This is a genomic window from Kiloniellales bacterium (assembly GCA_030066685.1).
Classification (GTDB): Bacteria; Pseudomonadota; Alphaproteobacteria; order Kiloniellales; family JAKSBE01; genus JAKSBE01.
This window is the reverse complement of sequence record JASJBF010000003.1, coordinates 36,544-51,121: the sequence shown is the minus strand read 5'-3', so window position 1 is coordinate 51,121 and position 14,578 is coordinate 36,544. Positions and strand designations below refer to the sequence as shown.

The following is a 14,578-nucleotide window of genomic DNA, read 5'->3' as shown; positions in this document are numbered from 1 at the left end:
CAGCGTAACAGCTTGAATCTTGACGCGGAGTCGCGCTTGACTCAGGATGCCCGCTGCCTCGCAAGGGGGAACCTGGCGTCATGCAAAGCAACGTGATCCGCGTCGGCGACTGCGTCGAGCTGATGGGCGGCCTGCCCGAGTCCTCGGTCCACATGGTCTTCGCCGACCCGCCCTACAACCTGCAGCTCACCGGCGAGCTGACCCGGCCCAACCAGACCCGGGTCGACGGCGTCGACGAGGCCTGGGACCGCTTCGACGACCTGGCGGCCTACGACGCCTTCACTGAGGCCTGGCTGGCCGCGGCGCGGCGGGTACTGCGCGACGACGGCTCGCTCTGGGTCATCGGCAGCTACCACAACATCTTCCGGGTCGGGACGGTCCTCCAGGACCTGGGCTACTGGATCCTGAACGACGTGATCTGGCGCAAGTCCAACCCCATGCCCAACTTCCGCGGCCGGCGCTTCACCAACGCCCACGAGACACTGATCTGGGCGGCCAAGGACAAGGACGCCCGCTACACCTTCAACTACCAGGCCATGAAGGCGCTGAACGACGACCTGCAGATGCGCAGCGACTGGTACATCCCGATCTGCACCGGCGGCGAGCGGCTCAAAGACGAGGCGGGCCGCAAGGCCCACGCCACCCAGAAGCCCGAGGCCCTGCTGCACCGGGTGATCCTGGCCGCGACCCGGCCGGGCGAGATCGTGCTCGACCCCTTCTTCGGCAGCGGCACGACGGGCGCGGTGGCCAAGCGCCTGGGTCGGCGCTGGATCGGCCTGGAGCGCGAGCCGGACTACGCTCGCCTGGCCGAGGACCGCATCGCCAAGGTGCCGCCGCCGGGCGACCCGGCCCTGGTCGAGATCGCCAACAAGCGCGAGGAGAAGCGCATCCCCTTCGGCTGGCTGGTCGAGCGCGGCCTTCTGGAGCCGGGGACCGTGCTCTACGGCCCGCGCAAGCGCTGGAGCGCCCGGGTGCGCGCCGACGGCACCCTGATCGCCGCCGACTGCAAGGGCTCGATCCACCAGGTCGGCGCCCAGGTCCAGGGCGCCCCGGCCTGCAACGGCTGGACCTTCTGGTCGATCGACGTCGAGGGCAAGCTGGTACCGATCGACGTCCTGCGCCAGAAGTTGAGGGCGGAGCTCAGCTAGCCGCCTCGGACTTCACCGGCTCGACCGGCCCGGGCGCGAAGGCCCGGACCGCTTCGCTGCGGCCGCGGATCGGGACCTCGCCGACCTCGCGGAGTACAGCCGCCGGACAGGCGGCGCGGGTCTCGGCGCAGACCAGGAGCCGGGTGCCGAGCTCCTTGTTCTTCGCCTCCAGACGCTGGGCCAGGTTCACCGTGTCGCCGTAGACCGTGTAGGTCTGGCGGCCGCCGCCGCCGACGCTGCCGGCGGCGACCGGGCCGGTCGCGATGCCGACCCGGATCTTCAAGGTCTCCCCTTCGAAACGTTCCTGCGCCGCCAAGGCCAGCAGGGCCTCGCCGGCGGCCAGGGCCCGGGCGGCGTAGTCCGGCTGCGGCAACGGCAGGTTGAAGGCGGCCAGGACCGCGTCGCCGATGAAGCTGATCACCACACCGCCTTCGGCGCCGATGGTCTTGGCCACGGCGTCGAAATAGGCATTGAGCACGGCGATGACCCGCTCCGGATTCTGGCCCTCGGCGAAGCTGGTGAAGCCCTCGATGTCGACGAAGAGCACGCTCGCGACCCGCGTCTGGGCGGCCAGGGTGCCGCCGTCCGAAAGCAGGGCCCCGGCGACCTCGCCGGGCACGTAGCGGCCGAAGACCTGCTGGACCCGGGCCCGCTGCCGCTCGGCCCGGGCATGGCTGCGCACGACCTCGCGGGCGCGCTTGACCGCCACCGCCAGCACCGCCGCCGTCAACAGGACGAAGACCGTCTCGGTGATCCGGTTGCCGTAGCCGACGAAGTCCGGATCGAGGAAGACGTCCAGATAGGCCTGGGCGCTGGGGCTGGGCGGCAGGTCGCCCCAGGACACGGTGCGCGCCATGCCGCTGACGATCCAGGCGAAGGCCGACCAGAGCGCGACCACGGTCGCGCCGCCGGCCCAGAGCACCAGGCCCGGCGTGAGCGACAGCGTCGCGACGCCGAGTACCAGGAAGAGGTAATAGACCCCATAGGCGCGCAGGGCGATGATCTGCGGCACCTCGCCACCCATCGAGAGCGGCATGAAGGCCGCCATCAAGCCCAGGGCCGCGATGTCGGCGGTCAGGAAGGCGTAGCGGTGCCACGGCCGGTCGAGGCGGCTGCCGATCAGCCGCAACTGCAGCAGGCCCAAGCCCAGAAAGCCGGCCAGCACCAGGAGCGCATAGAGGTTCCCGGGATAGTTGCCGGCGATCCCGAACCAGGCGGCGATCGGTAGCAGGGCCAGGTTCCGGCCTCTGATGCCGATCTTCAGGCCGCTGCGCTCGGCGGCGGCAAGCTCCACCTCGACGTCGTCGAGCGCGTCCGAAACGGCGGTCGGCGGAGAGTCGGCGGTCGCCATGTCGGCAGCTTAGCGCAATCCCGGCTCAAGGGGACCTCGAGACGCGTCTTGCCTCGCCCCTTGCAGACTCGGGCCGCGCCGTGGAATACCCTTCGCTCAAGAATCAAGAGCCGTCCCGGTCCCAATAAAGCAAAGGGCGGCCGACAGAGGGGGAGGCGACTCGATGCGACAACCTGGCTCGCGCCGCGCGATCGCGGCGTTCTTCGTTCTTGCCAGCAGCCTCGGCGGCGGCAGCGCCGCCTGGGCCCAGGACGGCGGTCTCAGCGGCGGCGACACCGCCTGGATCCTGACCGCGACCGCCCTGGTGCTCTTCATGACCTTGCCCGGCCTGGCCCTGTTCTACGCCGGGCTGGTGCACGCGCGGAACGTGCTCTCGGTGCTGATGCACTGCTTCACGGTCTGCTGCCTGGCCTCGGTGCTCTGGCTCTTGGTCGTCTACAGCCTGGCCTTCGACGACGGCGGCGCGGCCAATGCGATCATCGGCGGCCTGGGCAAGGCCATGCTGGCCGGGGTCGGAACCAACAGCCTCTCGGGCACGATCCCCGAGACCGTGTTCTTCATGTTCCAGATGACCTTTGCGATCATCACCCCGGCATTGATCGTCGGTGCCTACCCGGAACGGGTCACCTTCCCGGCGGTCTGCCTCTTCAGCGCGGCCTGGTTGATCCTGGTCTACGCCCCGACGGCGCACTGGGTCTGGGGCGGCGGCTGGCTCGCCGACCTCGGGGTGATGGACTTCGCCGGCGGCATCGTGGTCCACGTCACCGCCGGTGTCTCGGCCCTGGTCTTCGCCAAGATGCTGGGCGGCCGGCGCGGCTTCCCCGGTGAGATGAAGCCGCCGCACAGCCCGGGCCTGACCATGGTCGGCGCGGCCATGCTCTGGGTCGGCTGGTTCGGCTTCAATGCCGGCTCGGCCCTGGCCGCCGACGGCAACGCCGGCATGGCCATGGCGGTGACCCACATCTCCGCCGCAGTCGCCTCTCTGACCTGGGCCGCCACCGAGTGGGTCAAGTACGGCAAGCCCAGCCTGATCGGTATCGTCACCGGCATGGTCGCGGGCCTGGCCTCGATCACCCCGGCCTCCGGCTTCGTCGGACCCTTAGGCGCGCTGATCATCGGCGTCCTCTCGGGGCTCATCTGCCAGTGGTTCGTCACCTTCATCAAGATGAAGCTCAGGATCGACGATTCCCTCGACGTCTTCGCCGTGCACGGCATCGGCGGCGCGCTCGGCACCCTGCTCGCCGCCTTCCTGGCGACCGAGGCCTTCGGCGGCCTGGGCCTGGCCGACGGCGTCTCCGCGACCGGGCAGTTCGGCGTGCAGCTGCTGGGCGTGGTCGCGGTGGCCCTCTGGTCGGCGGTCGCCAGCTTCGTCATCCTGAAGCTCGTCGCCGCAGTCACGCCGCTGCGGGTCAGCGACCAGGACGAGCTGGAGGGCCTAGACATCGTCGCCCACGGCGAGAGCGGCTACGAGCTCTAAGCCGGCGCGGAACGAGGAGAAGAGCGATGAAGTTCATCATGGCCGTAATCCGGCCGCACCGTCTGGAGGCCGTGCGCGAGGCCCTGACCGCGCTGGACGTTCACGGGCTGACCGCAAGCGACGTCAAGGGCTACGGACGCCAGAAAGGCCACACCGAGATCTACCGCGGTGCCGAGTACACCATCAATTTCGTGCCCAAGGTGAAGATTGAGGTCGCGGTCACCGACGAGATGGTCGAGCGCGCCTTGGATGCCATCTGCGAGGCGGCTGAGACCGGCAAGGTCGGCGACGGCAAGATCTTTGTCACCGACCTCGGCCAGGTCGTCAGGATTCGGACCCGCGACCGCGACGACGCGGCGCTTTGACGCTGGCGGGGCCGGGGCCGGAGAGTGCCCCCGGCCCCCGCGGTTCCCTCACCGGCTTCGGCGGACGGTCTTCGAGCAGATGGTCCTGTTGCCGGCCACGTCGGTGATGGTCAGCCAAAGGCGGGCGGTCCGCCTCGAGTTGACGATGCTGGCCTGGAACATCACCGGATCGGTGGTGCCGACGGTAAAGCTCGGGACGCTCACGCTGACGTTGGAGGCCCTCGTCACCCGGATCTCGGCGAGACCGCTCTCCAGGTCCTGAACCGTCGCGTCGATGACGCCGGCGCCGGCCACCAGCTCGCAGCTCGGCGCCGTGTCGTCCGGCGCCATGCCGCCGCCGGCCTCGCAGAAGTGCCAGTCCAGTAGGGACGCCGCGTCGGTCGCGACGACCAGGGTCGGCGCGGTCGGCACGGTCACCGGCACGGCGGCGAAGGCGCCGGCGGCGTCGGTCGTCGCGTTGTTGCCCGCACCTTGCGGGGCCAGGCTCGAATCCAGAACGTCGATGTCGACGTTGCTGAAAGGCGAGAATCCGGCGCCGGCAACACCGATGAAGTCGCCGCATTCGGGCGGATCCACAGTGATGGCGGGCAGGTCGCAGTCACCGTCGCACTTGCTCTGGCCGTTTTCGATCACGTCGAGCGACCCGGCCTCGCCTAGCTTCCAGCCGCGGCCGATCAGCCCGTTCCGGAGCTCCGTGGCCGTCACGACGCCGTCGGGCTCGCTGTCCGCGGCCCCCTCTCCGGCCAGCTCGGCGATGTCTTCCGAGAAGGTCTGGACGAAGTCGTCGAAGGGCGCGTTGAAGGGACAGGTGGTCGAGGTCCCGATCACCGCCACCTCCGCCGATCCGCCGAGGTCGTCGGCGAAGCTGCCGCCGAAGCAGCTGTCCAGGATGATAGTCCGCAGGACCCCCGGTTCGAAGCCGTCGAGCAGGTCCGCCAGATCGGTGGCGCTGATCTCGACGCCGTTGGTCAGCCGGAAGCTGTCGACGTTGCCGCGACCGCTCAAATAGATGGTGACGGCGTCCCCCGGCAGCGCCGAAGCCTTGGCGCCGTTGATCGCGCCTTCCACGAGGAACAACGGCGGTCTGACCAGCGAAGTGCTGTTCAGGGACTTGTGGTTCTGGCTCTGCTCCAGGTCCGCGCGCAGCGCGTTCAAGTCTTCGGTCAGCGCGCTGTCTTCCTCGGCGCTATCGCCGCTGCCGACGATGTAGATCCGATGGAAAGGCGTATTGCCGTCGGCGACCACGGGCTCCGCCCGGGCGCCGAAGGCCGCCACGCTCGAAATGGCCAAGGCCAGGACGAAGGCCCGGAACCCGCCGCCGCGCCTGGAATGCCGAAGGACCGCCGTCGCGCACGCGCCGGACAGCGTCGAACTCGTCGATGTGTACATGGTTCCCCCCAAATATCGTGCACGGCGCGGAAACCTCCGAAGGCCCAGGAATCGCCGCCACGAAACACTGCTACCAGACCGACATCGTAAGCCGATTTCCCGTAAGGATTTGTGACACAGATCACGTCGGCGACGCCGACTCGGTCCAGCCAACCGCAGCCTTCCAGGCAGCGCGCATCCTAGTACTTTGGTGATAATTGCCACTGCCGAAAGCCGTCATTTGTGGCGAGTCCTCCGGGCTGCCCGCGTCCCAGAGGAACTCGGGCGCAGGGCGCAGTCCCAGCCACCGACTCACTGCCAACACGGCGAAAGGATCAGCCATGTCGCACGCCAGCGGTTCCAAGCTCGACGTCGTCGCGCCCCGGTCGCGGTTCTATCACGGGCCCTTCGGCCGGCTTTGCCCGGATCTTCCGGCCTGGTCTCCGCCCGGAAACTCCGACGCCGAAGTCGAAGCACATCTCCTCGACATCGCCCGAAATGAGATGATCGAGGCACCGGACGAAGATCCTGGCGAGATCGCCGAGGATCCGGAACGGGTCAAGGCCCTGGATCAGGAGTTCGGATCCGATCTGCCCGCGGGCTACACCTACTTCGGCCAGTTCGTCGACCACGACATCACCTTCGATCCCGCCTCCTCGCTGATGCGCCAGAACGATCCCAACGGCTTGCTCAACCACCGCACGCCGCGCCTGGACCTGGACAACATCTACGGCCGCGGACCGGCCGACAGCCCCTATCTCTACGACCAGGACAACGAGGGCAGGCTGCTGATCGGCCAGGTCCCCTACTCGCAGCTCCCCGACCTGCCGCGCAATTCCCAAGGCCGCGCCCTGATCGGCGACATGCGCAACGACGAGAACGCGATGATCTCGCAGCTTCAGCTGGCCTTTCTTCTGGCGCACAACAAGCTGGTTGAGCGCGCCAAGGATCAGGGCGCGAAAGATCCCTTCGAGGCGGCGCGCGGCACGCTGCGCAAGCTCTATCAGCACATCGTCTGGCACGACTTCCTCGCGCGCATCTCGGACCCGGAGGTTCACGGGGCCGCGCTGTCCCTCGAGACGACGGCCGACGGCCGAAAGAAATGGAGCCTCGGCCTGGACGACGTCTACAACTGGAAGCACGACCCCTTCATGCCGGTGGAGTTCTCGGTCGCGGCCTATCGCTTCGGCCATTCGCTGGTCCGCAACGCCTACCAGACGAACCACACGCACCGGAAGGAGGACGAGTTCACGCCGATCTTCGACAACACGGGCGAGACGGAGGACCCGGATGACCTGCGGGGCTTCCGTCCCATGACCGAGAAGAACTCCATCCAGTGGGATCTGTTTCTCGAAATGGAGTCCTGCAGCAAGGGCGCCCCGCAGCGGGCCCGGCGGATCGACACCAAGCTCTCCAACGCCCTGGCGGCCCTGCACGAAGACGAAGCGGGATCACCGCTTAACGTCCTGGCCTTCCGCAATCTCCTGCGCGGCTGGCGATTCGGGCTTCCGGCCGGAACGGAGGTGGCCAGGAAGTGGTGCGCGGCAGCGGCCCAGGTCGAGGCGGACCACGATTCCCTGTGGTTTTACATCCTGAAGGAGGCGGAGGAGGCTGGCGGACAGAAGCTCGGCCGGGTCGGCTCGACCATCGTCTGCGCGACCTTCGCCGGTCTCCTGAAGGGCGAGCCGACCTCCTGGTTCAACCTCGATCCCTGCTGGACGCCGGACGCGGATCCGCTGCTCGACAGCGACGACAACGTGGATCCGGGCGACTGGACGCTCGCCTCCATCATCAGGCTTTCGGGCCTGCCCGCGTCGAAGGGCGACTTCGGTCCCAAGGACTGAAGCGCGCTCCGGCGGGGGGCGCCGAGGGCTTCCGGAACCGAGCGGGCGGCCTCAGGCCTCGCGGCCGCCCGTCCCCCGGCCTACGACGGCGCAGAGGTCAGGCGATCTCCAGGCGAACCGCCGGCAGGCGATCGAAGCCGGCCTCGATCCGTGTCCCCGCCTCGGGATAGATGGTCTTAACGACGCTGCCCAGGGTGACCACCTGATCCGCGCGCAGGGGCGTGCCGCGGGCGGCGGCGTGCTCGGCCAGCCAAGCGAGGGCGTTCAGCGGATGGCCGAGGATCGCGGCACCGGTCCCGGTCCTGGCCGGCGGCGAACCGTCGAATCCGAATCCGCCGGACAGTGCCGCGAGATCGCCGAGGTCTTCCGGCGGACGTTCGGCGCCAAGCACGCAACCGACCGAGAAAAAGTCGTCGGCGACCAGGCTCGGCGTCGCGACGGCGGCGAAGTCGCGAAAGCGGTGATCGACGATCTCCACCGAGGTCATCACCCCGCCGACCGCAGCGGCGACGCTCTCCCGGGTCTGGCCGCCGTCCCGCGCGCCGAGATCCGCCGAGAGCCGGACCGCGATCTCGCACTCCAGGCCGAGCTGAAAGAAATTGGAGGCCGTCAGCACGGCCCGCTCCGCGTGAGTGGTCGCCCGGTAGAGCGTCCCGGCGCAGGGATGATCGATCTTCAGGTAGTCCTGCATCACCGGCGTGGTACAGCCGATCTTCCAGCCGACCGCCGGCCCCAGGCCGCGCGCTTCCAGCATCGGCCGCAGGGCCTCCTGGATCGCATAGGCCTCGTCCAGGGTCCCCGGCCGACAGGCCTCCGGCAGGTCCTCGAGCTGGGCGCTGCGACCGGCACCGCCGACCCGGAGATCGGCGAGGACTTCTGCGGCGGCTCGGATTGCGGCGGGTGTCATGATGGGTCCTTGGACGGCTGCGCGGCGCATCCCGTTCGACTATACCCCGCCCTTGAGGGCGTGCTGGACGATCTTGCGCATGACGCTGGGCAGGGCCTGCTCGCCCAGGCGGTCGAGCGGGCACCAGAGGCCGTCATCGACCGGGTCCTCGGCGGCGGCACGTCCGGCCCAGACCGCGACCTCGAAGTGGAAGTGGGTGAAGGTGTGGCGCACCCGGCCCGGCAGTTCCTGCCAGGCCGCCGGCAGCGGCGCCTGGACCAGGGCCTCGGATTCGGCCCAGTCCGCGGCGCGCCACTCGGTCGAGGGCACCTCCATCATGCCGCCGAGCAGGCCGGTCTCGGCGCGCCGTCTCAGCAGCACCTTGCCCGAGGGCGCCAGGGTCCAGAAGGCGACCGCGCGGCGGGTCGGCCGCTCGGCCTTGGGCGCGCGACGCGGCAGCGCATCCTGCAGGCCCGCCGCCCGCGCCGCGCAGGCCGCCTCCAAGGGGCAGGCCAGGCAGCGCGGCCGCCGGGGCAGGCAGACCGTCGCGCCCAGGTCCATCAGGGCCTGGGCGAAGTCGCCCGGGCGCCGGTCCGGGGTCAGGGTCTCGGCGCGCCGGCGCAGCTCGGCCTTGGCCCGCGGCAGGGGCGTTTCGACCGCGAAGAGCCGGGCGGTGACCCGCTCGACGTTGCCGTCGACCGGCGTCGCCTTGCGGTCGAAGGCGATGGCCGCGATCGCCGCCGCGGTGTAGGGACCGATTCCCGGCAGCGCACGCAGCGCCGCCTCGTCCTCTGGAAAGCGGCCGCCGTGCTCTTCGGTCACCACCTTGGCGCAGCGGTGCAGGTTGCGCGCCCGGGCATAGTACCCGAGGCCGGCCCAGGCGGTCAGCACCGAGTCCAGGTCGGCGGCCGCCAGGTCCCGGATTCGCGGCCAACGCGCGAGGAAGTCGCGGAAGTAGGGCTGGACCGCCGCGACCGTGGTCTGCTGCAGCATGATCTCGGACAGCCAGACCCGGTAGGGATCCGGGGTCTCGCCGGGCCTCGCCCGCCAGGGCAAGCGCCGGGCGTGGCGGTCGTACCAGGCGAGGAGCTCTGCGGCGAGGGATTCGCGGCTGGCGGCGGTCATGACACCTTCTATAGTGAAGCCGATCCGGGGAGGAAAGGAGCGCCGCGATTCGGTCATGACCAAGGACCGCGACGACCGGCAGGGCCAGCGCCGCCGCGGCGGCCTGCGGCCCCTTGCGGCGACCCTGCCGAAGGTGACCCGCAAGGCCCTGGGCCGCCGCGGTCTCGCCGAGGGCAGCCTGATCGCCGAGTGGCCGGAGATCGTCGGAGAGACCCTGGCGGCGCGCTGCCTGCCCCTGAAGCTGAGCTTCGCCGACCCGAAGCGCCGCGCGGAGGGCACCTTGACCTTGCAGGTCGAAAGCGCCTGGACCCTAGAGCTGCAACACCTGGCGCCGCAGCTGATCGAGCGGATCAACCAGACCCTGGGCTACGCCGCGGTCTCGCGCCTGGCCTTTCGCCAGGGGCCGCTGCCGCAGCGCAGGACGTCAGAGAGGCCGCCCCAGGCGCTACCTCAGGACCCGCCGGTGCAGGCCGGAGAGGGCCCGGAGGCGGCCGAACTCAGCGCCGCGATCGACGACGAGGGCCTGCGCGGCGCCCTCGAAGGGCTCGGCCGGGCGCTCAGGAAACGCAAGCAGACGTGAAGGCCAAGGCCTTGCCATAATTGACCCTTAGGCCCCACATAGAGGTGTGGAAAACAGGGCCAAAACACGGCTTGTGCCGCGGCGCTGCCACGACTAGCATCCACAACATCTGGTAGGGGTTAACATGGAACGTCGGCATATCCTGATTTCGGGCACGGCTTTGGCGGTTCTCGCCGCTGGTGGCGGGCTGGGCTTGCTGTGGCGCGACGGCCAGGCCGAGGACGCCTTGGTGGCCGACGAGAAGGGGGTCTTCGCCGGGGACCGGATTCTCGGCGACCCGAAGGCGCCTGTCACGATCATCGAGTACTCCTCGCTGACCTGCCCGCACTGCGCCGCCTTCCATGCCGAGACCTTGCCGACGATCAAGAAGAACTGGATCGAAGCGGGCAAGGCGCGCCTGGTCTACCGCCACTTCCCCTTCGACGCGCTGGGCACCTATGCGGCGCTGGCGGCGAACTGCGTCGAGGGCGACCGCCACTTCGCCTTCATCGACATCCTGTTCCGCAACCAGGCGCGCTGGACCCGGGCCCAGGACCCGCGAGCAGCGCTCTCGCAAATGGCAGCCATGGCCGGCATCGACAAGGCCAGCCTGGACGCCTGCGTGCAGGACGAGGCAGCGCTGGCCAAGATCCAGAAGCTGCGTAAGTACGGCAGCGAGGAATACGGCATCAACTCAACGCCGTCCTTCATCATCAACGGCAAGAAGCTGGTCGGCAACCAGGGCCTCGAGAAGTTCGAGCAGGCCCTGAAGGATGCCGGCTCGCAATCCTGACGTCGCGCGGCGCCGTCGGCTGAGCAGGGGAAGCACGGGTCGGCTTGGTACAGTTCTCGAAGCTCAAGATCGCGGGGTTCAAGTCCTTCGTCGATCCCACGGAACTCTGGATCGAACGGGGCCTGACCGGAATCGTCGGACCGAACGGCTGCGGCAAGTCGAACCTCGTCGAGGCCCTGCGCTGGGTCATGGGCGAAGGTTCGGCCAAGCGCATGCGCGGCAGCGGCATGGAGGACATGATCTTCTCGGGCAGCGCCAGCCGGCCGTCGCGCAACATCGCCGAGGTGCAGCTCTTCCTCGACAACCGCGACCGCACCGCCCCGGCGCAGTTCAACGACCACGAGGAGCTCGAGGTCCAGCGCCGCATCGAGCGGGACCACGGCTCGACCTACCGGGTCAACGGCCGCGAGGTGCGGGCCCGCGACGTCCAGCTGCTCTTCGCCGATTCGGCGACCGGCGCCCACTCCCCCGCCCTGGTCAGCCAGGGCCGGATCGGCGCCATCGTCAACGCCAAGCCCTCGGAACGGCGCATGCTGCTGGAGGAGGCGGCCGGGATCTCCGGCCTGCACAGCCGGCGCCACGAGGCCGAGCTGCGCCTGCGCGCGGCGGAGACCAACCTTGAGCGGCTGGACGACGTCATCAGCGCCCTTGAAGGCCAACTTCAGGGCTTGAAGAAGCAGGCCCGCCAGGCCCGGCGCTTCCGCAGCCTCTCCGATCACATCCGGCGCCACGAGGCGATGCTGCTGCACCTCGAGGCCGAGGCGGCGCGGCAACGCCTGGCCGAGGCGCGCGAACGCCTGGCCGAGGACGAGGCTGCGGTCGGCAGGAGCACGGAAGTCGCGGCCGAGCGCGCCAAAGCCCAGGCCGATACCGCGGCCTCACTGCCTGAGCGGCGCCAGGCAGAGGCCGAGGCGGCCGCCGCCCTGCAGCGCCTGGTCGTCGAGCGCGACGCCCTTGAGCGCGAGGCCCAGCGCTTGGCCGAGGCCAAGGCGCAGGCCACACAGCGCCTCGCCCAGGTCATGGCCGACCGGGGACGGGACGAAGGCATCGCCGCCGACGCCCAGTCCGCAATCGCCCGCCTGGAGGAGGAGCAGACCAACCTGCGAGGCGAGGCCTCGGGCGAAGCGGAAGCCCTGACCGGGGCCGAGGCCCTGAGGGACGAAGCCGCCGGACGCCTGGAGGTTAAGGAATCGGATCTGTCGGACCTTTCCGGCGCGATCGCCGGCGCCGAGGCCCACGCCGGTGCGCTGCGCCGGCGCCTCGGCGAGCTGGCGCAGCGGCGCGAGCGCCTGGAACGGCAGCTCGAGGACACCCGCAAGGAGAAAGCCGGGTTGGAGTCGGCGTCGCGAGACCTGAGCGAGCTCGCAGCGGCCGAGACTGCACTGAAGTCCGCCGAGGCCGCCTTCGAGGTCGCGCGCGACGGGCAGGACAGCAAGGAAGAAGCGGTGGCCGCCGCCCGCGAGGCCGAAACCGAAGCGCGCAGCCGCTTGCAGGCGGCCGAAGCCGCGCTCGGCAAGCTTCAGGCCGAGGCCGCCGCGCTCGCCGGGCTGCTACAGTCGGCGCCGGAGGGCGATCATCCGCCCCTGGTCGAGAAGGTCGAGGTCGACAGCGGACTGGAAACCGCCCTGGGCGCCGCCCTCGGCGACGACCTCTCGGCGTCGGACCAAGCCGCTGCGCCGCTCTACTGGTCGACGCTGCCCGCGCTAGAAGGGGCGCCCTCCCTTCCGGAGAACGCTCGGAGCCTGGCCGAATTCGTCCGCGGCCCCGCGGCGCTGGCGCGCCGGCTCGCGCAGATCGGCGTGGTCGTGGACGCCGCGGAGGGTGAGCGCCTGCAGCCGAAGCTGGCCTGTGGCCAGCGCCTGGTGACCCGCGACGGGGCTCTCTGGCGCTGGGACGGCCTGCGCAAGGCGGCCGGCACGCCGGTCTCCGCCGCCACCCAGCTGCGCCATCGCAATCGCTTGGCGGAGATCGAATCGGAGCTGCCAGAGGCCGAGGCTCGGGAGGCCGAGGCGCGCGCCGCCTCCGAAGCGGCGCGCGAGGCCGCCAAGGCGGCCATCGAAGCCGAGCGCCAGGCCCGCGACGAGCAGCGCGCCGCGCTCTCGGTCCTGAACGAGGCGCGCCAGGGACACGGCCGCTTGACCGACGAGGCGGCCGGCGCCAAGGCGCGCCTGGCGGCGCTGCTGGAGGCGGTCGAGATGCTGACCGCCGATGCCGCGGAGACGGCGGCGGAGCACGACCGCTGTGCGGAAGAGATCGCCGGGTTGCCCGACCAGGAGATCGAGCGCAGCAAGCTGGAGGCCAGGAAGGCCGCGGTCGCCGAGCTGCGCGCCGAGCTGGCCGAGCGCCAGGCCGAGCTGGCGCGGCTGAAGCGCGAATCCGAGGACCGCCGCCGGCGCCTGGCACAGATCACCGAGGACATCGCCTCCTGGCGGCAGCGCGCGGAGGCCGCGGACCGGCATCTGGCCGAGCTGGACCAGAGGCGCGAGCACCTGGAGCGCGAACTCGAAGACCTGGAGGCGCGGCCCAAAGAGATGGACGAACGCCGCGGGGCATTGGCCGAGCAGATCGAGGCGGCCGAGGCGAACCGCCGGAGCGCCGCCGATTCGCTGGCCGAGGGCGAGACCGATCAGGCCGAGGCCGACCGCGCGCTGAAGGCGGCCGAAGGCGAGCTGGCGACCGCACGCGAGAACCGGATCCGCGCCGAGGGCGGTGTCGAGCAGGCCGATGCCAGCCTGCAGGCCATCGCCCAGCGGGTCCGCGAGCGGCTCGAGTGCAGCCTGGACAGGGTGCTCGAAGCCGCCGAGGTCGATCCCGGCCAGGAGCTGCCGCCCAAGGACGAGGTCGCGGCCAAGCTCGAGCGCTACACGAGGGAGCGCGACAACATGGGCCCGGTCAACCTGCGCGCCGAGGCCGAGGCCGAGGAGCTGACCGAGCGGATCGAAGGCCTGCAGAGCGAGCGCGAGGACCTGCTGGCGGCCATCGCCCGCCTGCGCCAGGGCATCGCCAGCCTGAACCGCGAAGGCCGCGAGCGCCTGCTGGCCGCCTTCAAGCTGGTCGACCAACACTTCTCGGAGCTCTTCGTCCGCCTATTCGGCGGCGGCCGCGCGCACCTGAAGCTGGTCGAATCCGACGACCCGCTGGAAGCCGGGCTGGAGATCATGGCCAGCCCGCCGGGCAAGCGCCTCCAGGTCATGTCGCTCCTGTCCGGCGGCGAGCAGGCCCTGACCGCCTTGTCGCTGCTGTTCGGCGTCTTCCTGACCAATCCGGCACCGATATGCGTGCTGGACGAGGTCGACGCACCGCTGGACGACGCCAACGTCGATCGGTTCTGCCACCTGATCGACGAGCTTTCCGCAAAGGATATCTCCCGCTTCCTGATCATCACCCATCACCGCATGACCATGGCGCGGATGCACCGGCTCTACGGCGTCACCATGGCCGAGCGTGGCGTCTCCAAGCTGGTCTCGGTCGATCTGGAAGCGGCCGAGACTCTGCGCGAATCCGCCTGACGTCCGAGCAATCACCCTGCGCCCCACAAGTGCCGCGACAGGCAGGGATTTCGCGCCTCATCCGGCTTGACTCACTCCAGGGCCATTCGTAAGGTCCGCGCGCCGTTCCGGAGCAGCGAAGTCCGGAGACGGGGTCGGGCATAGGGATCGGAG

General features: G+C 70.0%; 11 protein-coding genes. 7 read left to right on the top strand and 4 right to left on the bottom strand.

What is annotated here, in order from left to right:
- Nucleotides 1-80 precede the first annotated feature (80 nt).
- The gene (locus QNJ30_03985) at nt 81-1,148 is read left to right on the top strand and encodes a site-specific DNA-methyltransferase (protein MDJ0942595.1); all 1,068 of its coding nucleotides are present in this window, start codon (nt 81-83) and stop codon (nt 1,146-1,148) included.
- Here QNJ30_03985 and QNJ30_03980 read toward each other — a convergent pair.
- Complete coding sequence (locus QNJ30_03980) at nt 1,141-2,499, bottom strand: adenylate/guanylate cyclase domain-containing protein (protein MDJ0942594.1); 1,359 nt, start codon at nt 2,497-2,499, stop codon at nt 1,141-1,143. The genes QNJ30_03985 and QNJ30_03980 overlap by 8 nt on opposite strands.
- A gap of 163 nt (nt 2,500-2,662) precedes the next feature.
- On the opposite strand from QNJ30_03980, the gene QNJ30_03975 reads away from it, so the two are divergent.
- Nucleotides 2,663-3,976, top strand: coding sequence for an ammonium transporter (locus QNJ30_03975; GenBank protein MDJ0942593.1), 1,314 nt, complete (start codon nt 2,663-2,665; stop codon nt 3,974-3,976).
- Nucleotides 3,977-4,002: 26 nt separating this feature from the next.
- Nucleotides 4,003-4,341 (top strand): P-II family nitrogen regulator, encoded by a 339-nt coding sequence (locus QNJ30_03970; protein MDJ0942592.1) that lies wholly within the window; start codon nt 4,003-4,005, stop codon nt 4,339-4,341.
- 48 nt (nt 4,342-4,389) lie between these two features.
- On the opposite strand, the gene QNJ30_03965 is transcribed toward QNJ30_03970, so the two are convergent.
- Nucleotides 4,390-5,730: a hypothetical protein gene (locus QNJ30_03965; GenBank protein MDJ0942591.1), complete on the bottom strand. Its 1,341-nt coding sequence runs from the start codon at nt 5,728-5,730 to the stop codon at nt 4,390-4,392.
- A gap of 320 nt (nt 5,731-6,050) precedes the next feature.
- Here QNJ30_03965 and QNJ30_03960 point away from each other — a divergent pair, with 320 nt between their 5' ends.
- The gene (locus QNJ30_03960; GenBank protein MDJ0942590.1) at nt 6,051-7,553 is read left to right on the top strand and encodes a peroxidase family protein; all 1,503 of its coding nucleotides are present in this window, start codon (nt 6,051-6,053) and stop codon (nt 7,551-7,553) included.
- 97 nt (nt 7,554-7,650) lie between these two features.
- Here QNJ30_03960 and QNJ30_03955 read toward each other — a convergent pair whose 3' ends face one another.
- Together QNJ30_03955 and mutY are read right to left on the bottom strand one after the other, a co-directional pair.
- Nucleotides 7,651-8,460: a hypothetical protein gene (locus QNJ30_03955; protein MDJ0942589.1), complete on the bottom strand. Its 810-nt coding sequence runs from the start codon at nt 8,458-8,460 to the stop codon at nt 7,651-7,653.
- Nucleotides 8,461-8,499: 39 nt separating this feature from the next.
- Nucleotides 8,500-9,564 carry an A/G-specific adenine glycosylase gene (mutY, locus tag QNJ30_03950; protein ID MDJ0942588.1) on the bottom strand — a complete coding sequence of 355 codons (1,065 nt, stop codon included), beginning with the start codon at nt 9,562-9,564 and terminating at the stop codon, nt 8,500-8,502.
- A 55-nt stretch (nt 9,565-9,619) separates the two neighbouring features.
- On the opposite strand from mutY, the gene QNJ30_03945 reads away from it, so the two are divergent.
- From QNJ30_03945 to smc, 3 genes are all read left to right on the top strand, one after another.
- Complete coding sequence (locus tag QNJ30_03945) at nt 9,620-10,144, top strand: DUF721 domain-containing protein (protein MDJ0942587.1); 525 nt, start codon at nt 9,620-9,622, stop codon at nt 10,142-10,144.
- A 124-nt stretch (nt 10,145-10,268) separates the two neighbouring features.
- Nucleotides 10,269-10,916, top strand: coding sequence for a DsbA family protein (locus QNJ30_03940; protein ID MDJ0942586.1), 648 nt, complete (start codon nt 10,269-10,271; stop codon nt 10,914-10,916).
- A gap of 44 nt (nt 10,917-10,960) precedes the next feature.
- Complete coding sequence (gene smc, locus QNJ30_03935) at nt 10,961-14,425, top strand: chromosome segregation protein SMC (protein ID MDJ0942585.1); 3,465 nt, start codon at nt 10,961-10,963, stop codon at nt 14,423-14,425.
- The last annotated feature ends 153 nt before the right edge of the window (nt 14,426-14,578 follow it).